Below are 20043 nucleotides of genomic sequence, written 5' to 3' on the forward strand. Positions count from 1 at the left end.
AGGACGCAGATGCCCGCGTCGATGCCGATCGGGAAGACGTAGGAGAAGTTCCCGAAGCCCTTCTGGATCGCCAGCTCGCGCACCGCCGCGTAGGAGCCGGCGAAGCCGATGCCGGCGATGATCACGGCGCCGGTCACGACCACACCGATGAGAACGCGGTGCATCCGAGTCAGCTGGATTGGCGCAGCCACGCCCACTCCCCTCCCCTTGCGTCTTGTTGCGCGCAACAGGGTGGCACATCAGTGCGGCGCACGTGGTGCCGGTCCGTCAGCTCTTCTGCGCGGTCGCCTTCGGCGAGGCGGACGCCGCCGCCTGCGACGCCGACACCGACGGGGCTGCGGACGGGGCCTTGGACGAGGCACCGGAGGCGCCGCCCGACGGGGTCGGCACGGCCGAACCGCCGCCCGAGCCCTCGCCGTTGGCCGAGCGCACCGACGCCACCGCCTCCTTGGCCGCCTTCTCCGCGGCCTTCGTCAGGGTGTCCGCGTTCGGCGTCTTCTCACCGGCCAGGCCCGCGCCGTTGTAGTCGACGGTCACGACGACGTTCTCCACCCGCGCCACGACCGTCTGCTGCTTGAAGGCGCCTTCCTTCTTCTTCAGGTCGTAGCGCACGCTCGTCGCCTCGTCGCCCGTGCCCGTGAGCGGCTGCGACTTCACGCCCTGCGCCCCCGTCACCGCCTTGGAGTCCTGGACCTGCTTGGCGTAGTACTCCTGCGCCTGCTGGTCACCGGAACCCGTCGTCGCATCCGACTCGAAGCGCAGCAGCGAGACGTTCAGCCAGCGGAACTGCGAACCCTTCACGCCGTTGTTCGCCAGGCTCGACCAGGAGCAGGAGCCACGCGTCGCGCTGTCACCCGACGAGCCCGCCTTGCCCTTGGTGCCCTTCGGCACCAGCTCCGTCAGGGTCTTCTGCGACAGCACCGCGCACGGCTCCGGCAGCGTCTTGAACGCCGCCGCCTGCACCTTCGGCGAGGGACTCGGGGAGGTGCTCGTGGTCACGCCCGCGTTCTCCTGGGCACTGCCACCGGAGCCGGAGCCGGAGCCGGAGTCCGAGGAGCAGCCCGCGGCGATCAGCATCACGGGGAGTGCGGCCGCGGCGACGAGGACCCTGCTGAGGCCTCGGGCACGGTCCGTGCGCTCGGCACGCTGGTCACGCTGGTCGTCTCGCTGGGCTCGTCGCTGCATGGTTCCTTCACTCATGACGCTCGTGGTTCCTGCGGTCGGATCGGGTCCGAGGGGCCACGGTACGCCGTGGAGAAGCTGTGCGGTTCCGGTTCGGGCGCTCGGCGGACGGACGGCGCCGGCGGCCGAACGAGCCTCAGCCGCCGAGGGAGTCGGCGAGCTGAGAGGCCAGTTTCCGGGCCCTGTCCTGCATTTCCTTGCTGTCCGGGACCGTGCCGATCGTCGTCGGCTGCTCCTCGTACCGGATGGTCACGATGACGTTGGACGTGCGGAACGCCACAGTCACCGTGCGCTGTTTCGCCGTTGAACCGGAGCTGTCGAGCACGTCGTCGACGAACGCCTCGTCACCCACGTCGTCCAGGAGACGGGGCTGGAGCTCGGCCGGAGTGGTGGACGCCGAAGGCGACGGCGACGAAGAAGAGGAGGAGCCGGAGGGGGCCGGGCTCGCCGACAGCAGGGGGGCGATGCTCGAGCCCGCGGTGGGGCCGGGCGTGGAGCCCGTCGTCGGCCCCGTCGGACCCGTCGTGCTCGGACTCGGCGTGGAGGTCGTCTGAGAGGCGGCGGGCACGGGCAGGTCGGCCGCCGTCACCTTCAGCGCGAACAACTCCTCCGCCTCGCTGTCGTCGCTGACGGCGTTGTCGTACGACACCACCCGCTCGAAGTCGACGGACAGGTGGTCGGTCGCCTCCGCCGACTGCACCTTCCAACGGCAGCCCGCCTTGCGGTCCGTGTCGAACGTCTGGGTCGCCTCACCGGCGTAGGCCGCCTCGCGCTGCACCTCGTCGGCGATCTGCGCGAGGCCGGGGAGCAGGGCGTCCAGCGAGGAGCGGCTGATCGCGCCGCACGCCTGCGGAAGGGTGTCGAACCGGCCCGGCTGGGCGGCGGCGGTCGCGGTGCCCGCCGCGCCGGGGTTGGAGTTGTCCGTCGGGCCGCCGTCGTCGGAACTGCCGGTGCAGCCGGCCAGCAGTGCCGCGAGGAGTGCGGCGACGCCGGGTACATAGGCCTTCCGCTGCACGGTCGGCTCCTCTCGACGGTCACCCCGTGGGTGACTGGTGTGGCGGATGTGGCGCGCCCGTCCGGTGTCCCCGCTGGTTATTCGCTTGCCGGACGAGGGCGGCCCCTGCAGACAATGTGTATCGCACGCAACACCGTGGATGCCGGTCCGCCGTCCGGTTCGTCGACCTTGGCACCGGTTTTGCGATTCCAGACTTCTGTTGTGTTTCCGGGGGAATGAGGACGATATGTCGTACGTGGAAATGCCGGGCGCGAAGGTCCCGATCCGTATGTGGGCCGACCCCGCGACGGTGGAGGAGGGCGCACTCCAGCAGCTGCGCAACGTCGCGACCCTGCCGTGGATCAAGGGGCTGGCCGTGATGCCGGACGTCCACTACGGCAAGGGCGCCACGGTCGGCTCGGTCATCGCGATGCGGGGCGCGGTCTGCCCCGCCGCGGTGGGTGTGGACATCGGCTGCGGGATGTCCGCCGTGAAGACGTCGCTCACCGCCAACGACCTGCCGGGGGACCTGTCCCGGCTGCGGTCGAGGATCGAGCAGGCGATCCCGGTCGGCCGCGGAATGCACGACGCCCCCGTCGACCCCGGACGGCTGCACGGCTTCTCGGCCGGGGGGTGGGACGACTTCTGGGAGCGCTTCGGGGGTGTCGCGGACGCCGTGAAGTTCCGTGAGGAGCGGGCCACGAAGCAGATGGGGACGCTGGGCTCGGGGAACCACTTCGTCGAGGTGTGCACCGACACGACCGGTACCGTCTGGCTGATGCTGCACTCCGGTTCCCGCAACATCGGCAAGGAGCTCGCGGAGTTCCACATCGGCGTCGCCCAGAAGCTCCCGCACAACCAGGGCCTGATCGACCGCGACCTGGCCGTCTTCGTCGCGGACACCCCGCAGATGGCGGCCTACCGCAACGACCTGTTCTGGGCGCAGGAGTACGCGAAGTACAACCGCACGATCATGATGGCGCTCCTGAAGGACGTGATCCGCAAGGAGTTCAGGAAGGCGAAGCCGACCTTCGAGCCGGAGATCAGCGCCCACCACAACTACGTGGCCGAGGAGCGCTACGACGGGATGGACCTGCTCGTGACCCGCAAGGGCGCGATCCGGGCCGGCTCCGGCGAGTACGGGATCATCCCGGGGTCCATGGGCACGGGGTCGTACATCGTGAAGGGACTCGGCAACGAGAAGGCCTTCAACTCGGCGTCGCACGGCGCGGGTCGCCGCATGAGCCGCAACGCCGCCAAGCGCCGCTTCTCGACGAAGGACCTGGAGGAGCAGACGCGGGGCGTGGAGTGCCGCAAGGACTCCGGCGTCGTGGACGAGATCCCGGCCGCCTACAAGCCGATCGAGCAGGTCATCGACCAGCAGCGGGACTTGGTGGAGGTCGTGGCGAAGCTGAAGCAGGTCGTCTGTGTGAAGGGGTGATCCGTGCGCAGGGGGCCCGGGCCGGTCGGCCCGGGCCCCCTGCGTATGTCAGGCGAGCCGCTTCTCCAGCAGCGTCACCGCGTAGGGGCCGTTCGGGCCGCCCTGCTTCGCTCGTTGTTCACCCACGGCCTCGTAGCCCGCCGCCTCGTAGTAGGCGCGCAGGCGGGGGTTGGAGGCCAGGCAGTCCAGGCGGGCGTGGGGGCGGCCGGTCGCGGTGATGCGGGACTCGGCGTGGGTCAGCAGGGCGCGGCCTGTCGCGGGAGGAGCCGTGTGGGGGGTCGCCATCACACGGTGGACGTAGCCGGCTTCGGGCGGGCGGGGGCCCCAGGCGGCCGGGTCGTCCCACCAGAGTTCGTAGGCGCCGGCCAGGTGGGGGCCGGTGTGGGCCAGCCAGACCTCGCCCTCCCGCATGCGGGTGAGGAAGTGGGCCTCGTCCTTCTCGCCGAGCCGCCACTGGTCGATGCCGCGGGCCAGCTGCCACAGGGCCGCCGTGTCGTGGAGGCGCACCAGCGCGGGCGTGTCCTGCGGGGTCGCCCTGCGGAAGGTGAGCTCGGGCCAGGTGGTCGGGGTGGGCTCCAGGAGGCGGGTACGGAGGCGATCGGACAACGAGTGCGCGTCCATGCCGAGTGCCTGGGTGACGTAGCCGTCCACGGAGCCGTAGCGGGCGGTCAGGGCGGCCAGGTAGAGGCGCATCACCGCCTCCGGGGCGCGGCCGAAGCTCGGCCAGGCGGGGGAGCGGCCCTCGCGGGCCCGCCAGTCGGCGAGCAGCGCCGGCGCGGCCAGTTCCGTCAGGCTGAAGTCCTCGATGACGACCTGGTCGTCGATGCCCAGCAGGCCGAGGACCAGGGCCGCGAGCTGGCCGGTGCGGTCCTTGCCCGAGGCGCAGTGGAAGACCAGGGGGGCGTCGGTCTCCGCTATCAGCTCCAGGGCGGCGCGGATCTCTTTTCGCCCGTCCTCCGCGACCTCCATGTAGCGCTCGGCGAGGTAGGGACCGGGGTCGACGTCCGGGGTCTGCGCGGACTGGTTGTACGGGCGGTGCTCGATGCTGAGGTTGTGACGGGTGAAGGAGGGGTGGGCGGGGACCACGCCCCGGCGTTCCGCCTCCCAGGGGTGGCGCAGGTCGATCACCGTGCGGATGCCCAGGGAGAGGAAGCGGTCCCAGTCGGGGCTGTCCGGTGTCAGCCTGCCGAGGGAGTCGGAACGGAACAGCATCCCGGGACGGACGCGGTGGCGTCCGTCCGGCGTGCGGTAGCCGCCCAGGTCACGGAAGTTGCGCAGGGTCTCGAAGGCGATGTGTCGGTCCACGTCGTTCAGGACGCCGGTGATGGCTCCTCAGTTGCCGTGCCGTACCGCGTAGATCATCACGAAGGCGATGATGTGGATGCCGAAGAGGAAGTACGCCAGGAAGTACCAGACCTGGCGTTCGTTCCTCGTTTCCTGGGCGAGGCGGCGTCGCTCGGCGGCCCGTTCGGGGCTGTCCTCCCGTGTCGTCACAGGTCCCGGTGCACCTTCGTGTTGGAGGCCTGAGCGCGGGGGCGCAGGATCAGCAGGTCGACGTTGACGTGGCTGGGGCGGGTGACGGCCCAGGTGATCGTCTCGGCGACGTCGTCGGCGGTGAGGGGCTCGGCCACACCCTCGTACACCTTCGCTGCCTTGTCCTGGTCGCCGCCGAAGCGGGTCAGGGCGAACTCGTCGGTCTTGACCATGCCGGGTGCGATCTCGATGACGCGGACCGGCTTGCCGACGATCTCCAGGCGCAGGGTCTCGGCGAGGACGTGGGCGCCGTGCTTGGCGGCGACGTAGCCGCCGCCGCCCTCGTACGTGCCGTGACCGGCGGTGGAGGAGACGACCACGACCGTGCCGTCACCGCTCGCCTCCAGCTTGGGCAGCAGGGCCTGGGTGAGGTGGAGGGTGCCGATGACGTTCGTCTCGTACATCGTGCGCCAGTCGTCGGGGTCGCCGGTGGCGACGGGGTCGGCGCCGAGCGCGCCGCCCGCGTTGTTGACCAGGACGCCGATCGTCCGGAAGGCCGTGGCGAACTCGTCGACGGCGGCGCGGTCGGTGACGTCCAGCTGGTAGGCGGTCGCCGCGCCGCCGGCCGCGACGATCTCCTCGGCGAGCGCCTCGATGCGGTCCTTGCGGCGGGCGGTGAGGACGACGCGGTAGCCGGCCGTGGCGAGCTGCCGGGCGGTGGCGGCGCCGATGCCGCTGCTCGCACCGGTGACGACGGCGATGCGGGAGGCGGCGGACGGTGCGGCGGTGGCCATGGGGGCTGCTCCTCGGACGGGGGACGGCGGGGTCGAAAGCCTGCTCGGCCAGGATAGGCGCGTGCCGTGGGCGGGCGGCCGGTGATCTCACGCTCCGGGCGGCCCGGCGGCGGGCCCGGTGGGAGAATGAGGGGGGTGGTCCTCCTGTGCGGGAGAGGTGGATCGATGGGCGAGGCACGTGAGGTCATGGACCGGCTCACCCAGGCGCTGACCACGAAGCCGGATCTCGAGGCCATCGCCGAGTTGTACGCCGAGGACGCGGTCGCCGTCACGCCGGACGCCGGGGAGATCCACGGCCGGGACGAGATCGTTGCGTACTGGCGGCAGATGACGGAGGCGGTGCCGGAGGCCGCGTTCGAGTCGCTGTACGCCTGCGAGGTCGGGGACACGGCCATCGACGAAGGGGTCTACAGCGGGCGGAACACGGGCCCGTTGCAGTTGCCCGACGGGCAGTCGCTGCCGGCGACGCAGAGGGAGTTCAGCATCCGCGGGGTGGACCTGGCGACCGTGCGGGACGGGAAGATCGTCAGCTATCGGCTGTACTTCGATCAGTTGGACTTCCTGGGGCAATTGGGGCTGCTGGCGGAGGAGGAAGAGACGGAGGAAGAGGAGCAGCCCGTCTGAGCGACGCGGGCGGGGTCCCTGTGCCGGGCCGGCGGGTCGGCGAGGCCGCCGCCGCGCCCGGCCGGTGGTGTGTCCCGCGTTCTTCCTCCTATCGAGGGGTGCAGGGGGACGGCCCTGCGCGGGGCCTTCTGGCTCTGGGGCACGGTGTCCGGCGCGCGCGGGTGGGGAGGGTGGGGCGTCGTACGATCTGCGGACGTGCTGACGAAGGGGTGTGCGGGTGATGGCCGGGAGCGTGCGGGGGCAGTTGCTGGGCGAGTTGGCCACCGTGTCGCGGCGGTACGTGGCGGCGTTCGCGTTGTTCAACCAGGCCGTCGCCGACCGGCTCGGCCTGCATCCCACCGATCTGCAGTGTCTGAACCTGCTGTCGCTGGAGCGGGAGCCGGTGACGACGGGCCGGGTCGCGGAGCTGACGGGGTTGACCACCGGCTCGGCGACGCGGCTGGTGGACCGGCTGGAGAAGGCCGGGTACGTGGTGCGGCAGCGGGACGCGGCCGACCGGCGGCGGGTCCTGGTGGTGACGGTGCCGGAGCGGATCGCCGAGTTCGGGCGGACGTGGGAGCGGCTGGGCGGTGACTGGAGTCCCGTCTTCGAGGACCTGGACGACGCGGAGCTCGCGGTGATCGTGCGGCACATGCGGCGGACGGTGGAGTTCGGCGGGGAACAGGTCGTGCGGCTGCGGGGCGGGCTGGTCCCGTGACGCAGGACGTCCGGGAGAGCGGCGCGGGGGTGGCCGGGGCGGACCCGGCCGTCGGCGCGGAGCGTGGGCGCGGTCTGCCGCGGCACTGGGTGTGGCTGCTGGTGGGGGCGGCAGTGCTGCCGGGTGCCGTGCTGGTGCTGGTGGGGCGGTCGCTGGAGGAGCCGGCCGTGCAGGCGTGGCGGACGGTCTGTCTGGCCGTGACGGTGCAGGCGCTGCCGTTCCTGCTGCTGGGGACGGCCCTGTCGGGGGCGATCAACGCGTTCGTGCCGGCGGATCTGTTCACGCGGCTGCTGCCGAAGCGGCCGGCGCTGGCGGTGCCGGTCGCGGGGGCCGCGGGGGTGGTGCTGCCGGGCTGTGAGTGCGCCTCGGTGCCGGTGGCGAACAGCCTGATCGGGCGGGGGGTCACCCCGGCCGCCGCGTTCGCGTTCCTGCTGTCGGCCCCCGCCGTGAACCCGGTGGTGCTGACGGCGACGGCCATCGCGTTCCCCGGGAACCCGGAGATGGTCGTGGCCCGGCTGCTCGCCTCGCTGGTGGCGGCGGCCGTGATGGGGTGGCTGTGGCTCTGGCTGGGGCGCGAGGAGTGGCTGCGGCCCGCCGCGCGGCACACGGGGCACCGGCCGGGGCACAACCGGTGGACGGAGTTCCGGCGGGGTTTCCAGCACGACTTCCTGCACGCGGGCGGGTTCCTGGTGGTCGGGGCGATGGCGGCGGCGACGTTCAACGTGGCGGTGCCGCGGTCCGTGGTGGAGGCGTTCGCGGGTTCGCCGTGGCTGTCGGTGCTGTTCCTGGCGGTGCTGGCGATCGTGCTCGCGGTGTGTTCGGAGGCCGACGCGTTCGTGGCGGCCTCGCTGGCCGGGTTCTCACCGGTCGCGCGGCTGACGTTCATGGTGGTGGGGCCGATGGTCGACCTGAAGCTGATCGCCCTGCAGGCGGGCACGTTCGGCCGGGCCTTCGCCGTGCGTTTCTCCGCCGCCACGGCCGTCGTCGCGGTGGTGTGCAGCGTGGTGGTGGGAGGGGTGCTGCTGTGAGGGGTGCCGGCGTGAGGAGTGCTGCCGTGAGGAGTGCTGCCGTGAGGAGTGCCGGCGTGAGGAGTGCTGCCGTGAGGAGTGCCGGCGTGAGGCGGTTCGCGCAGGTGGGGCTGTTGGTGCTGAGCGGGGTGGGGGTGCTGCACGCGTCGCTCTTCACCGACCTGTACCTCCGGTACGTGAAGGAGGGGATGCGGCCGCTGCTGATCGCGTCGGGGCTGGTGCTGGTCGGGCTGGCGGTGGCGGAGGCGTGGTCGTGGCGGCGGGCCGCCGGCCCGGCGGAGGACCACGGGCACGGTCACGACCACGGTCACGACCACTCCGGTCTGCCCCGGGTGGCCTGGCTGCTGTTCCTGCCCGCGCTGAGTCTGCTGTTCCACGCCCCGCCCGCGCTCGGTTCGTACACCGCCTCGCGTGCCGCGCCGAAGGCCGTCGCCGTGGTCGAGCAGGACGACTTCGACCCGCTGCCGGCGACCTCGCCGCTGCCGATCACGCTTCGGGACTTCACCCAGCGGGTGCAGCAGGACACCGGGCGGGCCATCAACGGGCGCACGGTCCTGATGACCGGGTTCGTCACGCCCGCCGACGGGGGCGAGGGCTGGTACCTGACCCGGATCATGCTGTCGTGCTGCGCGGCGGACGCCCAGTCGGTGAAGGTGCGCGTGTACGGCGTGGCGGCACCGGCCGCCGACACCTGGGTGACGGTGACGGGGACCTGGCACCCGGGCGGCACGCTGGGCACGGCGTCGGCGCAGGTCGCGCTGGACGCGCGGAGCGTCGAGAAGGCGGAGCGGCCGGTGAACGGCTACACGGACGCCCTGCCGCTCGTGCGGTAGGGGTCAGGCCTGCGCGTCGTAGCGTTCGCGGGCCGCCCGGACCTCCTCGAAGTGGACCTCCGCCCAGTCCTTCACCGCTACCAGCAGCAGGGACAGGCTGCGGCCGAGCGGGGTGAGCGCGTAGTCGACGCGGACGGGGACGGAGGGGGTGACCGTGCGGGTCAGGAGGCCGTCGCGTTCCAGAGTGCGCAGGGTCTGGGTGAGCATCTTGGGGCTGACGCCGGCGATCTTGCGGGAGAGGTCGCTGTAGCGCATGGGCCCGGCGGCGAGGGCGGAGACGACCAGGCTGACCCACTTGTCGCTGAGGCGGTCGAGGAGCTGGTTGGTGGGGCAGCCGCGCAGGAACGCGTCGTACTCGGTGCGCGCCTGCTCGCGCCGCTGGGCCGCCGACATGGTCGCCATGACTCTCCTCGGGGTGACGTAGGCACCTTCGGGTAACTACTTCCTCCTGGATAGTAACTCTTCCTAGGGTTGCGGTCAGCAGGACGGAATTAGTCCACACACCCGGAATCCAGGGGGAGTTGTCATGCGTGCAGCAGTGGTGAGGGCCTTCGGCGGGCCCGAGGTCGTGGAGATCGTGGAGACGGAGCTGCCCGAGCCGGCGGCCCGGCAGGTGCGGATCAAGGTGGCGGCGGCCACGCTGAACCCGGTCGACGCCGGGGTGCGGTCCGGTGTCTTCGGGGGCGCCGGCAAGCAGATCGGGCTCGGCTGGGACGTGGCCGGCACCGTGGACGCGACGGGCGTGGCGACCGCGTGGAACGTGGGGGACGAGGTCGTGGCCCTCGACTACGGCATGGTGAAGCCGCTGGGCACCCACGCCGAGTACGTCGTCGTCGACACGGACGCGGTGGCGAAGGCGCCGGCGTCGGCGGACGCGGCGCACGCGGCGACGCTGCCGCTGAACGCCCTGACCGCCGCGCAGGCGCTCGATCTGCTGGACCTGGCGCCCGGCGCCTCCCTGCTGGTCACCGGGGCGGCGGGGGCGGTCGGCGGGTACGCCGTGCAGCTCGCCGCGCGCCGGGGCCTGGCGGTGACCGGACTGGCCCGGGACGACGACGAGGAGTTCGTCCGCTCCCTGGGGGCGGTCGGTTTCGTAGCGGCGGACCCCGGCGCGGGCGCGTTCGACGGGGTGCTGGACGCCGCGGTGCTGGGGGAGCGGGCGCTGGCGTGGGTGCGGGACGGGGGCGCCTACGCGGGGGTGATCCCGCAGGCCCAGCCCGCCCCGGAGCGGGGCGTGCGGACGACCGCCGTCGAGGTCGACCCGGACGGCGCGCGGCTGGCGGAGCTGGCCGCGCTGGTGGACGAGGGGGCGCTGACCCTCCGCGTGGCCGAGGTGTTTCCCCTGGCAGACGCCGCGAAGGCGCACACCCGGATGTCGGAGGGCGGGGCCCGGGGGCGGTTGGTGATCGTGCCTTAGGGGTTCGCCGTCCGGACGATGCCGCGTGCGGACGATGCCGCGTTCGGATCATGCGGTAGCGGTAGCGGTAGCGGTAGCAGTAGCCGCGGATGGCGGGCAGCCCGGGTCCGTGGCCGGTCGGAGGGACCGGCCGCGGACCCGGGCGGGGTGGCTACCAGGTGGGTGAGGAGCCTAGGCGCCGCTGCGGGCGCCGTCCTGCCGGCCGAGCGCCGCGGCGAGAAGGGCCGCCGCCGCCAGGGCCGCGGCGATCCAGGGGACGCTGCCGAGCCCGACGTGGTCGACGGTCAGGCCGCCGAAGAGCGACCCGAGGGCGATCGACGCGTTGAAGGACGTGATGTACATGGCGGAGGCGGAGTCCGGGGCGTCCTGTCCGGACTGCATGACCCAGGTCTGCAGGCAGACGGGCAGGGCCGCGTAGGCCAGTCCCCAGACGAGGAGCACCGGGTAGGCGATGAACTCCCAGTCCTTCAGCGCGGCGAAGACCACCAGGGACGCGGTCATCGCGCCGACCGCGACCAGCAGGGACGTGCGCAGCGACCGGGCCACCGTGGCGCCCGCGATGAAGTTGCCGACGACTCCGGCGATGCCGAAGACCAGCAGCAGGATGCTGATCAGGTCGGCGTCCAGGCCCGTCTCCTCCTCCAGGTACGGAGCGATGTAGGTGAAGGCCAGGTAGTGGCCGATCATGGTCAGCGTGGTGACCAGCAGCGCGGTCATCAGCGGCGCGTGCCGCAGCAGCCCGCGCAGGGCACCCAGGTCGGTGCGGCCCTGCGGGGGCAGCGAGGGCAGCAGGGTCAGAGCGCCGAGCAGCACCAGGCCGCCCAGGCCCGCCATGGCGTAGAAGGCGACCTGCCAGTGCGTCTGCTGGCCGAGGAAGGTGCCGAGCGGCACGCCCAGCACGGACGCGATGGAGATGCCGGACAGGACGACCGCGGTGGCCTTCACCCCGTCCTTCTCGGGCACCAGCCGGACGGTCGTGCCGGGCACGGTGGACCAGAAGACACCGTGGGCGAAGCCCATGAGGATGCGGGCGGCGATCAGCACGGTGTAGTTGGGGGCGAGGGCGGTGACGATGTTGCCGGCGACCAGCACGGCCATCAGGCCCGTGATCAGCCAGCGGCGGTCCAGCCGGCCGAACAGCGCCGTCAGCGGGACGGCGGTGAGCGCGGCGACGGCGCCGTAGAGGGTGACGGTCAGACCGGCCACGCCGTTCGACACGCCCACGTCCTGCGCGATCGGCGGCAGCAGGCCGACCGGCAGCAGTTCGGAGGTGACGATGGCGAAGACGCCGAGGCCGAGGGTGAGCACGGACAGCCAGCGCACGAACGGGCTGCGCTCCGCGGGGTCCTGCCGCCGGGCCGCGCCGGTCGTGCGGGGCCCGGCGGCCGGCGCCGTGCCGGCCGTGGCTCGGAATTCGGTCGGTGAGGTGGTCACGAGAGCTCCAGGGGTGTCAGGGAGGTCCGCTGGTCGGAGGCGGGTCGGGTGCGGGTCGGGGCGGCGCGTCAGGCGTCCTGGTCCGCCGGGGGCAGGACGCGCTTGGCCACGTTCAGGGCGTTCATCACACGGGGGATGCCGGCGTAGGCGGTGACGTGGGTGAGCAGGGCGACGATCTCGGTGCGGGTGGCGCCGGCCCGCAGCGTGGCGCGCAGATGCGTCTCGAGCTGCGCCTCGCAGCCGCCGAGCGCGGTCAGGATGGCCAGCGTCGCCAGCTCCCTGGTGCGCAGGTCGAGTCCGGGTCGGCCGACGATGTCACCGAAGACGTACTCGACGACGGTGTGGCCGAACCGCTCGTCGAGCGGTGCGAGTCCGGCGATCACGGCGTCCGGGTCGATGCCGAGGGTGCGCATCACCTGGGCGCCGTGCGCTTCCCGCTCGGACACGGCGGCGGCCACGGTGGCCTCGGTGGACATGGCGGTTCCCTTCTGGGGGTCGGGGATCGGGAGGGTGCGGGGCGTGGGCCGGGAGGGGCCGGGGAGGAACGGTGGCGGGAGAGCCGGTGCGTGGGCCCGGACGGGGGGCTGGAGGATCGGGCCCACGCGGTCGGGGGGCCGGGCGCGGAGACCCGTCGCCGGCGGCGGACGGCCGACCGCCGGCGGGGAGGCCGCGGGTGGTGTGCGGCCGCCCGTCACGCGCCGGGCGGCGCGCTCGTCAGCGGGTGACCGGCATGATCGCGGCGGGGTACCGCTCACCCACCACCCGCTCGGCGGCGAACGCCGTGTCCAGGGCGGCCAGTTCGTCTTCCTTGAGCTGTACGGCGGACGAGCCGAGGTTCTCCGCCAGGTACTCCATGCGCTTGGTGCCGGGGATCGGGACGATGTCGTCCCCCTGGGCGAGGACCCAGGCCAGGGCGACCTGCCCCTTGGTCGCGCCGTGCGCGTCGGCGATCTCCGCCACGGTGTCGAGCAGCGGCAGGTTCGCCTCCAGGCTGCCGTCCGCGAAGCGCGGGTTGGCGCGCCGGAAGTCGCCCTCGGGCAGGGAGTCCACACTGCGCACGGCACCGGTGAGGAAGCCGCGTCCCAGCGGCGAGTACGGCACGAGGGCGACGCCCAGCTCCCGGCAGGCGTCCAGGACGCCGTCGTCGACCACGTTCCGCGTCCACAGCGAGAACTCGCTCTGCACCGCCGCGACGGGGTGAACGGCGTGCGCCCGCCGCAGATGGGCCGCGCTGACCTCGCTCAGCCCGATGTGCCGCACCTTGCCCTCCGCGACGAACTCGGCGAGCGCGCCGATGGTGTCCTCGACCGGGGTCACCCCGTCGAAGCGGTGGACGTAGTACAGGTCGATCGTCTCGACGCCGAGCCGGCGCAGCGAGGCCTCGAGCGCCTGCCGTGCGTAGGCCGGGGTGTTGTCGTTCCACCGCTTGCCGTCCGCCAGCCGGATGCCGAACTTGGTGGCGAGCACGATGTCGTCCCGCCGGGTCCGGACGGCCCGGCCGACCAGCTCCTCGTTGTGGCCGCGGCCGTACATGTCCGCGGTGTCGATGAGGGTCGCCCCGGCGTCGATCGCCGCGTTGATGACCTTGACGGAGCGCGCGTCGTCGGCCGGGCCGTAGTACTCGCCGCTCATGCCCATGCAGCCGAGGCCGATCGCTCCGACGAGTGGGCCGCGAGCGCCGATGCGCCGCTGCGGTCCGGTAAGGCGGGGGACCTCCGCCACGTTCTCTCCCATGGTCTTCGACTTCCTCACTGGTGGGGGACTTGGTGCGGAAGGAGGTCAGCGCCGCCTGCTGAGTTCCGCGAAGTCCGGGTCCGAGCCGAGCGCGCCGGCCTCTCCCCAGCGGTTCGCGGGAATTTCGCTCAGATAAACGGTGATCTTGTCGAGCGGAAGTCCCAGCACCTTCTGCGTGGTGGCCGTGAGCTCCTCGATGAGCTCCTTGGCGACCTCGTCGCGCTGCTTCCACACGGTGACCTGGATGACAGGCATGGATTACCTCCAACTGCTCTGTGAATCTATCGAGTTCGAGAAAGACGGACAACGCCGATTTCAACTACCCCGACCGGCCATTCCGACCGGCCATTCCGACCGGCCATTCCGGCCGGGTATTCCGGCCGGTTATTCTGATCGGCCATTCCGGTCGGCCACTCCGGTCGGGTATTCCGCTTGGCCATTCCCCATGGCCATTCCGGTCGGCCATGCCCGGAGGGCCGTGGCCGACCGGGTATGCCCGGTCGGCCACCCGGTCAGCCCGCGGTCGTGGTGAACTCCTGGAAGCTCGGCTCGCGCAGCTTGAGCTGGGCGTGGATGTCGCCGCCGAGCCCGTAGAACCCGATCGCCCCGCCGTAGTTCATGCCGTAACTCATCCACAGCAGCACCACGTTGACGATGCGGCGCGGGCCGGGCTCGCCCGGTGCCGGGAAGGGGTTCGGCAGGGTCGCCCGGTACCGCCCCTTCCCGTCCTCGTCCGCCATGAAGACGTTGGGCGCGCCGAGCGGTCCCGGCCGGAAGGGGCCGACCGGTGCCGGCGCGAGGTCGTTCTCCCGCAGCGACATGACGGTGTACATGCTGTCCGGTACGAGACCGGAGAACTCGAAGCTGAACTGTGCCGCCCGGCCGCCGTCGACCAGCGACACGTCCAGCCAGCCCTGGGCCCGCACCCACTGCCCGAGCGTCACCGGCCGGTTCACCCGGCGTCCGTCCTCGGGCCGGAAGTCGGGGATCGGGACCTCGTGGAAGGGGAAGCTGGGCCGCCGTACCGCGTGCGCGTCGGGGCACTGCTCCGGGGCGAACAGCATCGGGTAGTTGTTGATGGGCAGCGGCAGCGGCAGGGTGTACAGCACCATGTCCCGGTCGGCGGCGTCGAGGTGCTCGGGCAGCTCGCGCACGATGGTGTACGGGAGGTTGTCGCCGTGCGGCGGCAGAGGGCTGTCCGGGGAGACGATCGCCCGGCCCCACTCCGACGTCACGGTCCCGTCGGGACCCCGCCGGTTGACCCGGCCGATGACGACGAAGTCGCCGTCGCCGTTCATGACCTCGCTGGGCGGGTAGGTCGGCCCCTGGGTGGTCAGGCTCAGTTCGTAGCTCTTCGACCGCATGACGCTCAGCCCTCGATCCGGGCGTACGTCTTGGTGAACAGGCCGCCCTCGCCGCCGACCGGCACGATGTACTTCTCGCGGACCTCCTCCAGGATCGCCTCGTACGCCGGCGTCCGGTACACGCCGTTGTGCCGCTCGGGCTCGCAGCTGAAGCCGGCGACGAACAGCACACCGGCGTCGGTGCTCAGCAGGGAGTGGTAGGCCAGCCACACCTCGGACTCGTCCGCGCCCCGCACCGTCTCGAAGATGGTGCGGTCGCGCCAGGCCCGGTACTCGGACAGCACCGGCGGTTTGACCTCGACACGGCGCAGCTGCACGTACGGCGTGTCCGGGAGCGCTCCGGCGGTGTCCTTGGGGGCCTCGACGAACTCCTGGACCTGGCGCCGGAAGTCGCCGGCCAGGTGCGGCGAGACGGCGTCGAACAGCTCGCGCCACTCGTCGCGCAGTGCGGCCAGCTCCGACAGGTCACCGAGGGGCCGGAGTTCGAGGAGCGTGTCGGCGCCCTCGACGGACCGGTACAGCCGGGCGTCGGAGGAGCGGCGGGCGTGCAGGTCGAGCCATGCCTTGACGGCCTGTCCGTCGGCCTCGGGCCGGACAGGGGCTTCGGTGACGAGCAGAAGGGGAGCGGACATGCGTCAACTGCCTTTCGTGTGAAGGGGTTTCTGTCGGTGGAGGCGGGGTGCTTGGGGGAGCGGGGGTGACAGGTGCGTGGGGGGAGAGGTGCGTGGGGGGAGAGGGGCGTGGGGGGAGAGGGCCGTGGGGGAGGAGGGATGTGGGGGGAGAGGTGTGGTCGGGGGTGCGGGATGGTGGGGGGAGAGAGGGGCGTCGGGGGTGGCGGGGCGCCGGCCGGCTCCCGACCGGTCCGGCGCCTTCGCCGGCGACGCCGTACCCGGGATCCGGCCCGGGCGAGGCCTGCGGATCCGGCCCGGCCGAGCGCCCGCGGTGACCGGCGTCCGGCCGAGCGCCCACGGACCGGCGTCCGGGCGGACACGCAGACGGTGAGCCGGTCGGGCGGTTCGGCCGGTGAGCCGGTCGTCCTCCCTCCGCTGCCGTACGGAGTGGCGCGCACCGCGAGGCCGGGCGCCCGGTCGACGGGCGGTTGGGCCGGTGAGCCGGGCGGACCTCAGCCCGTGAGCCGGTCGGGGGCCCGTTCGGTGACCTCGTCGGGGATGCGCACGGGCGACCGGTCCGACAGCCGCAGTGCGGCGATCCGCACCGTCTGCCACACCCCGCCGGTGTGGAAGGGGTCCTCCTCGACCCACCGCCGGACGGTGTCGCGGTCCGGCGCGCTCAGCACGAACAGGCTGCCGACCGCGCCCTCACCGTCGTCGCCGACGAGGGGCCCGTACAGCAGGGGCCGCGGCCGGGCGGTGCCCAGGCGGGCGGAGTGCGCGGAGCGCAGGTCGCTCCGTCGCTCCGCCGCGCCGGGCCCGTCGGTGCAGTGGACGGTCCAGAGCACCCCCGCTCACCGCCCGCCCGCGCCGGCCAGCGCCGGCTCGCGCCCGTCGGCCGCCGCCACGGGAGCCGGCGCCGCGCACTCCTCGCGGATGGCCGTGCGCGCGGCCATGACCTCCTGCTTCTCGGCGAGCCGGAGCGGGATGACCCGGATCTCGGCCTCGAAGACGGCCGCGGCCCGACCGCCCTGGAGCACGCTCACGGTGAAGGCGATGGACTCGCCCGCCGGAGACGCCTGCCGGTCGCGCAGCCGGTACTCGACCGTGGCCGGCAGCGGGAACACGAAGTGGTGGAACGACGAGTTCACCGAGCTGATCACGAACCGGGTGGGCTGCTCGCCGTCGAGCAGGTATCGCTCGGTGACCACGGTCCAGGTCTGGCGGGCCGCCTCCAGCAGGGTGACGGCCGGGATGTGCAGGCCGGTGAGGTGGTCGGCGAGCACCTCGACGCGCTGGTCGAGCAGCAGCGGCGCCCGGTACGTCCGCTCGCCGGCTTCCTCGACCGGGCCGATCAGGACGTTCTGCGCCTGGTGCTTGTGGGTGAGGTGACGGGCCGCGTGGACGGGCACCTCACCCTGGCGTATGAGCACGTTGGCGTTCATCGAGGCGAGCACCGACAGTTCGCCGAGCTGGTCGGCGCTGAGCCCTTGACCGATCGAGATCTCCAGGCGCTCCGGCAGGTCCCCGGCGCGCAGCCGGGCGAGGAGCTCGGTCGCGGCGACCGTACCGCGCTGGGCGAGGAACTCCTCGAACCGGTCGCCGACGACCACCACGGTCTCCTGTGCCGCGTGCGACATCGTGTACGACTCCCTTCTGGAAAAGGCCTTGGGTGGGGTCCGGACTTCCCTGCCGGGCATCCGGAGGGCGGAACGGACGCGGCTCACACCGCGATGGACAGGCTCAGCGCCCGCTCGTAGGCGTCGACCAGCTCGTCGACGGTGCGCAGGTCGGAGATGACCAGGTCCTCGTCGGCGAAGGGGTCCACGTCGAGGTCGGTCTCCAGCTGGATGATCAGCCGGGCGAGCAGCAGCGAGGACAGGCCGATGCCGTTGAGCTGCTCGGTTCCGGTGATCTCGCCGTGCTCGACGCCGGCTTCCTTGAGGAGTTCGGTGATGTGGTCGATGACGATGTTCTTGACGGCACCCGGCGCTAGCATGTGATTCCTCCGTCGACGATGATCGTTTGTCCGGTGATGAACGAGGACTGGTCGGAAACGAGGAAAAGGACGGCGTTGGCGATTTCCTCGGCGTCGGCGAGCCGGCCGAGCGGAGTGCGGCGCGCGATGCGCTCGCGGTTCTGCTCGGTGACCTCGGTGGTCATCTCGCTGTCGAAGAATCCGGGGACGATGGAATTCACCCGGATGTTCAGCGGGCCCAGCTCGCGGGCGAGACTGCGGCTGAATCCGTCCAGCCCCGCCTTGGTCGCCGAATAGACGGCGACTCCTCGATAGCCGCGTACGGCGTTGATGGACGACACGTTGACGATCTGGCCGCCGCCGCCGTTGCTCATGACGCGCGCGCAGGCCTGGGCGAGGGCGATCGGTGCCGCCAGGTTGCTGGCGAGGAGCAGGTCGACCTGCCTGGCCGACGTGGTGAGGAACAGCTCCTGCTTGTTGAGGACGGCCGCGTTGTTGATCAGCAGGTCGATGCCGCCGAGCGTGCGGGCCGCCGTGGTCACGAAACTCCGCAGGGCCTTGCGGTCGACCAGGTCGACCGACTCCCACAGAAAACGGTCGGGGTGCTCGGCCACGGTGTCCTTGACGAAGTCGGTCGCCGAGCGGCTGAAGGTGGCGACCTTCCAGCCGTCCCCCAGCAGCCGCTCCACCAGCAGTCTGCCGAGTCCCCGGCTGCCGCCGCTGACGACGGCGACCCGGCCGGCTCCCGCACCGGCTCCCGCCCCGGTCCCTCCTGCGGCGGTCACACCAGGGCCCTGGTCTTCTTGAAGCGGTCGGAGTGGTGCCGCTCGTCCGACACCTCGACCACCGCGGGGACCTTGAACGGCTCCAGCTTGGTACGGCAGTGCGCGCGCACCCGGCGGGCCACGGACCGCGGGTCCTCCTCCACGCCGTCGGCCAGCTGCACGGTCGCCTTCACCACCATGCCGGTGACCGGGCTGGGCCGGCCCGCGACGGTGACCTCGGCGATGCCGTCGACCTCCAGGACGACGCTCTCGACCTCGCTGGGGTAGACCTTCTCCCCGCCGACGTTGATGATCTCCGAGCGGCGGCCCAGGATCCTGATCCACTCGCCGTCGGTCTGCACCACGTCCTGGGTGTTGAAGAAGCCCTCGTCGTCGAAGGGGGCCGGGGCGTTGAGGTAACCGAGCATCGCCATGTCGGAGCGGATCCACAGCACGTCGTCGACGATCTTGTGCTCGAAGCCGGCGTTGCCCAGCTTGACCCAGAGGGTGTCGTCGCCGCGTGACTTGGTGGGCAGGATGCCCAGCTCGGACAGCCCGTACGTCTGCTTCAGCCGCACGTGGGGCAGCTCCCGGGCGAGCCGGCGGAGGGTGCGCTCCGGCATCGGCTCGGTGCCGTAGGTGACCAGCCGCAGGGCGGAGGTGTCGTAGCGCTCCAGCGCGCCCGAGATCAGCACCATGTTCAGGAACGTCGGGGTGGTCGGCAGGACCTCCACGCCGTGCCGCTCGACCGCGGCGAACACCGAGTCGGGCGTGCGCTCCCCGACGGTGACCACGGTGCCGCCCTGTGTGAGCGTGTGCAGCAGGGTGTTGATGCCGCCGATGTGGTCCAGGCTGAGGAACGACAGGATGCGCCGGGGCTTGCCGCCCTCGCCGTAGCGCGCCAGCACCTTGGCGAAGTCCAGCACGGAGGCCTTGCTGCGGCCGGTGGTGCCGGAGCTGAAGAGGACCAGCCCGGGGCGCTGAGCGGCCCGCAGCCGGCCGTAGAGCGCGTGCTCCGCGCGGCGGCCGGTGCGGCGCACGCCGTGGCTGCCGTCGGTGTCGATGGTGAGGGTCACCTCGACCTCGGCGACGTCGAGGAACTCCTCGCGCTTCGCCTCCGGCAGCACGGTGAGCGGCACGACCACCACCGAGCGTTCGATCAGCGCGACCAGACCGGCGCAGGCCTGTGGCGAGTACGCCCCTTCCAGGGTCACCACCTCTCCGGGGCGCACGTCGTGGGCGTCGAGCAGTTTCCGCCAGTCGTCGACCATGCCGAGCAACTGGTTGTAGCTGTAGGTGGTGCCGTCGAAGACGACGGCGTCGGCGTCGCCGAAGCGCGCCATGCGGTTCACCAGAGATGTCGCCACACTTCTCTCCCATGTTTCGAGCGGCCGGCTGCCGCCTTGTGAGAAGGGCCGGAACTCAGACGGGGATCCGGGAAGAACTGCCTCAGGAAAGGGAAAGGTCATTCGGTCCGTTTGAATTCGGTTCGAGCCTAGGCGGGGCGACGAAGGTCCACAACGGCCCTTTGGTGCGCCGCACTTGGCATCACTGGACGGCTACTGCGCCGGTGGGTATGGCCGGTCGGGCATACCTGGATTTCCAGAGCGCCGGATGCGGAGGAGAAACACCGGGATGCGACGGAAAGGGGGGCGGAAAAAAGAAGAACGGCTGC

The 20043-nt window shown here is 71.9% G+C and carries 24 protein-coding genes; 6 read left to right on the forward strand and 18 right to left on the reverse strand.

The window, feature by feature from the left end:
- The 3 genes from ACZ4YY_RS29140 to ACZ4YY_RS29150 all read right to left on the reverse strand — a co-directional run.
- A partial coding sequence (locus tag ACZ4YY_RS29140; RefSeq protein WP_468296744.1) for a DUF2637 domain-containing protein occupies window positions 1-191 on the reverse strand: 191 nt, incomplete at its 3' end.
- Window positions 192-267: 76 nt separating this feature from the next.
- Entirely contained in the window at window positions 268-1200 is a 933-nt protein-coding gene (locus ACZ4YY_RS29145) for a DUF3558 family protein (RefSeq protein WP_468296749.1), read from the reverse strand.
- 118 nt (window positions 1201-1318) lie between these two features.
- Window positions 1319-2197: a DUF3558 domain-containing protein gene (locus ACZ4YY_RS29150; RefSeq protein WP_468296752.1), complete on the reverse strand. Its 879-nt coding sequence runs from the start codon at window positions 2195-2197 to the stop codon at window positions 1319-1321.
- A gap of 226 nt (window positions 2198-2423) precedes the next feature.
- On the opposite strand from ACZ4YY_RS29150, the gene ACZ4YY_RS29155 reads away from it, so the two are divergent.
- Entirely contained in the window at window positions 2424-3617 is a 1194-nt protein-coding gene (locus ACZ4YY_RS29155; RefSeq protein WP_468296757.1) for an RtcB family protein, read from the forward strand.
- 48 nt (window positions 3618-3665) lie between these two features.
- Here ACZ4YY_RS29155 and ACZ4YY_RS29160 read toward each other — a convergent pair whose 3' ends face one another.
- The 3 genes from ACZ4YY_RS29160 to ACZ4YY_RS29170 are packed head-to-tail and all read right to left on the reverse strand — an operon-like array spanning window position 3666 to window position 5884.
- Entirely contained in the window at window positions 3666-4922 is a 1257-nt protein-coding gene (locus ACZ4YY_RS29160; RefSeq protein WP_468296760.1) for a tyrosine-protein phosphatase, read from the reverse strand.
- A gap of 27 nt (window positions 4923-4949) precedes the next feature.
- A complete protein-coding gene (locus ACZ4YY_RS29165; RefSeq protein ID WP_468296764.1) occupies window positions 4950-5111 on the reverse strand; it encodes a hypothetical protein in 162 nt (53 codons plus the stop codon).
- Window positions 5108-5884, reverse strand: a complete 777-nt coding sequence (locus ACZ4YY_RS29170) for an SDR family NAD(P)-dependent oxidoreductase (RefSeq protein ID WP_468296766.1) — start codon at window positions 5882-5884, stop codon at window positions 5108-5110. Before ACZ4YY_RS29170 ends, ACZ4YY_RS29165 begins: the two co-directional genes overlap by 4 nt.
- A 165-nt stretch (window positions 5885-6049) precedes the next feature.
- Between ACZ4YY_RS29170 and ACZ4YY_RS29175 the strand changes: the two genes are divergently transcribed.
- The 4 genes from ACZ4YY_RS29175 to ACZ4YY_RS29190 all read left to right on the forward strand — a co-directional run bounded on the left by ACZ4YY_RS29175 (window position 6050) and on the right by ACZ4YY_RS29190 (window position 9066).
- Entirely contained in the window at window positions 6050-6508 is a 459-nt protein-coding gene (locus tag ACZ4YY_RS29175) for an ester cyclase (RefSeq protein WP_468296769.1), read from the forward strand.
- A gap of 220 nt (window positions 6509-6728) precedes the next feature.
- The gene (locus tag ACZ4YY_RS29180; RefSeq protein ID WP_468296772.1) at window positions 6729-7205 is read left to right on the forward strand and encodes a MarR family winged helix-turn-helix transcriptional regulator; all 477 of its coding nucleotides are present in this window, start codon (window positions 6729-6731) and stop codon (window positions 7203-7205) included.
- Window positions 7202-8233, forward strand: a complete 1032-nt coding sequence (locus ACZ4YY_RS29185) for a permease (RefSeq protein WP_468296775.1) — start codon at window positions 7202-7204, stop codon at window positions 8231-8233. The genes ACZ4YY_RS29180 and ACZ4YY_RS29185 overlap by 4 nt, the downstream gene beginning before the upstream one ends.
- 86 nt (window positions 8234-8319) lie before the next feature.
- Window positions 8320-9066 (forward strand): TIGR03943 family putative permease subunit, encoded by a 747-nt coding sequence (locus ACZ4YY_RS29190; protein WP_468296782.1) that lies wholly within the window; start codon window positions 8320-8322, stop codon window positions 9064-9066.
- 3 nt (window positions 9067-9069) lie between these two features.
- Here the strand turns inward: ACZ4YY_RS29190 and ACZ4YY_RS29195 are convergent, their stop codons facing one another.
- Window positions 9070-9468: a winged helix-turn-helix transcriptional regulator gene (locus tag ACZ4YY_RS29195; protein WP_468296784.1), complete on the reverse strand. Its 399-nt coding sequence runs from the start codon at window positions 9466-9468 to the stop codon at window positions 9070-9072.
- Window positions 9469-9592: 124 nt separating this feature from the next.
- Here ACZ4YY_RS29195 and ACZ4YY_RS29200 point away from each other — a divergent pair, with 124 nt between their 5' ends.
- Window positions 9593-10483 carry an NADP-dependent oxidoreductase gene (locus ACZ4YY_RS29200; protein ID WP_468296787.1) on the forward strand — a complete coding sequence of 297 codons (891 nt, stop codon included), beginning with the start codon at window positions 9593-9595 and terminating at the stop codon, window positions 10481-10483.
- 171 nt (window positions 10484-10654) lie between these two features.
- On the opposite strand, the gene ACZ4YY_RS29205 is transcribed toward ACZ4YY_RS29200, so the two are convergent.
- The 11 genes from ACZ4YY_RS29205 to ACZ4YY_RS29255 form a co-directional block, all read right to left on the reverse strand.
- Window positions 10655-11917, reverse strand: a complete 1263-nt coding sequence (locus ACZ4YY_RS29205) for an MFS transporter (protein ID WP_468296790.1) — start codon at window positions 11915-11917, stop codon at window positions 10655-10657.
- A 68-nt stretch (window positions 11918-11985) separates the two neighbouring features.
- A complete protein-coding gene (locus tag ACZ4YY_RS29210) occupies window positions 11986-12393 on the reverse strand; it encodes a carboxymuconolactone decarboxylase family protein (protein WP_468296793.1) in 408 nt (135 codons plus the stop codon).
- Between the two features lie 238 nt (window positions 12394-12631).
- Window positions 12632-13651 carry an aldo/keto reductase gene (locus tag ACZ4YY_RS29215; RefSeq protein ID WP_468296796.1) on the reverse strand — a complete coding sequence of 340 codons (1020 nt, stop codon included), beginning with the start codon at window positions 13649-13651 and terminating at the stop codon, window positions 12632-12634.
- A gap of 45 nt (window positions 13652-13696) precedes the next feature.
- Window positions 13697-13906, reverse strand: a complete 210-nt coding sequence (locus ACZ4YY_RS29220) for a tautomerase family protein (protein ID WP_468296799.1) — start codon at window positions 13904-13906, stop codon at window positions 13697-13699.
- Between the two features lie 257 nt (window positions 13907-14163).
- Entirely contained in the window at window positions 14164-15015 is an 852-nt protein-coding gene (locus ACZ4YY_RS29225) for a hypothetical protein (RefSeq protein WP_468296802.1), read from the reverse strand.
- Window positions 15016-15020: 5 nt separating this feature from the next.
- Window positions 15021-15647 (reverse strand): hypothetical protein, encoded by a 627-nt coding sequence (locus tag ACZ4YY_RS29230; RefSeq protein ID WP_468296807.1) that lies wholly within the window; start codon window positions 15645-15647, stop codon window positions 15021-15023.
- 491 nt (window positions 15648-16138) lie between these two features.
- A complete protein-coding gene (locus ACZ4YY_RS29235) occupies window positions 16139-16474 on the reverse strand; it encodes a YciI family protein (RefSeq protein WP_468296811.1) in 336 nt (111 codons plus the stop codon).
- A gap of 6 nt (window positions 16475-16480) precedes the next feature.
- Window positions 16481-17266: an AfsA-related hotdog domain-containing protein gene (locus ACZ4YY_RS29240; protein WP_468296814.1), complete on the reverse strand. Its 786-nt coding sequence runs from the start codon at window positions 17264-17266 to the stop codon at window positions 16481-16483.
- Window positions 17267-17349: 83 nt separating this feature from the next.
- Window positions 17350-17625, reverse strand: coding sequence for a phosphopantetheine-binding protein (locus tag ACZ4YY_RS29245; RefSeq protein WP_468296817.1), 276 nt, complete (start codon window positions 17623-17625; stop codon window positions 17350-17352).
- Window positions 17619-18389: an SDR family NAD(P)-dependent oxidoreductase gene (locus ACZ4YY_RS29250; protein WP_468296820.1), complete on the reverse strand. Its 771-nt coding sequence runs from the start codon at window positions 18387-18389 to the stop codon at window positions 17619-17621. The genes ACZ4YY_RS29245 and ACZ4YY_RS29250 overlap by 7 nt, the downstream gene beginning before the upstream one ends.
- The gene (locus ACZ4YY_RS29255; RefSeq protein ID WP_468296823.1) at window positions 18386-19735 is read right to left on the reverse strand and encodes a class I adenylate-forming enzyme family protein; all 1350 of its coding nucleotides are present in this window, start codon (window positions 19733-19735) and stop codon (window positions 18386-18388) included. The genes ACZ4YY_RS29250 and ACZ4YY_RS29255 overlap by 4 nt, the downstream gene beginning before the upstream one ends.
- Window positions 19736-20043 lie beyond the last annotated feature (308 nt).

The sequence above is a fragment of the Streptomyces sp. NPDC030143 genome (genome assembly GCF_055573695.1).

Bases quoted from the DNA above. Each gene is read 5' to 3' on its own strand.
- ACZ4YY_RS29145 (WP_468296749.1), bottom strand. From the start codon at position 1,200: ATGAGTGAAGGAACCATGCAGCGACGAGCCCAGCGAGACGACCAGCGT.
- ACZ4YY_RS29195 (WP_468296784.1), bottom strand. From the start codon at position 9,468: ATGGCGACCATGTCGGCGGCCCAGCGGCGCGAGCAGGCGCGCACCGAG.
- ACZ4YY_RS29230 (WP_468296807.1), bottom strand. From the start codon at position 15,647: ATGTCCGCTCCCCTTCTGCTCGTCACCGAAGCCCCTGTCCGGCCCGAG.
- ACZ4YY_RS29155 (WP_468296757.1), top strand. From the start codon at position 2,424: ATGTCGTACGTGGAAATGCCGGGCGCGAAGGTCCCGATCCGTATGTGG.
- ACZ4YY_RS29210 (WP_468296793.1), bottom strand. From the start codon at position 12,393: ATGTCCACCGAGGCCACCGTGGCCGCCGCCGTGTCCGAGCGGGAAGCG.
- ACZ4YY_RS29175 (WP_468296769.1), top strand. From the start codon at position 6,050: ATGGGCGAGGCACGTGAGGTCATGGACCGGCTCACCCAGGCGCTGACC.
- ACZ4YY_RS29215 (WP_468296796.1), bottom strand. From the start codon at position 13,651: ATGGGAGAGAACGTGGCGGAGGTCCCCCGCCTTACCGGACCGCAGCGG.
- ACZ4YY_RS29170 (WP_468296766.1), bottom strand. From the start codon at position 5,884: ATGGCCACCGCCGCACCGTCCGCCGCCTCCCGCATCGCCGTCGTCACC.
- ACZ4YY_RS29180 (WP_468296772.1), top strand. From the start codon at position 6,729: ATGGCCGGGAGCGTGCGGGGGCAGTTGCTGGGCGAGTTGGCCACCGTG.
- ACZ4YY_RS29240 (WP_468296814.1), bottom strand. From the start codon at position 17,266: ATGTCGCACGCGGCACAGGAGACCGTGGTGGTCGTCGGCGACCGGTTC.
- ACZ4YY_RS29220 (WP_468296799.1), bottom strand. From the start codon at position 13,906: ATGCCTGTCATCCAGGTCACCGTGTGGAAGCAGCGCGACGAGGTCGCC.
- ACZ4YY_RS29200 (WP_468296787.1), top strand. From the start codon at position 9,593: ATGCGTGCAGCAGTGGTGAGGGCCTTCGGCGGGCCCGAGGTCGTGGAG.
- ACZ4YY_RS29225 (WP_468296802.1), bottom strand. From the start codon at position 15,015: ATGCGGTCGAAGAGCTACGAACTGAGCCTGACCACCCAGGGGCCGACC.
- ACZ4YY_RS29245 (WP_468296817.1), bottom strand. From the start codon at position 17,625: ATGCTAGCGCCGGGTGCCGTCAAGAACATCGTCATCGACCACATCACC.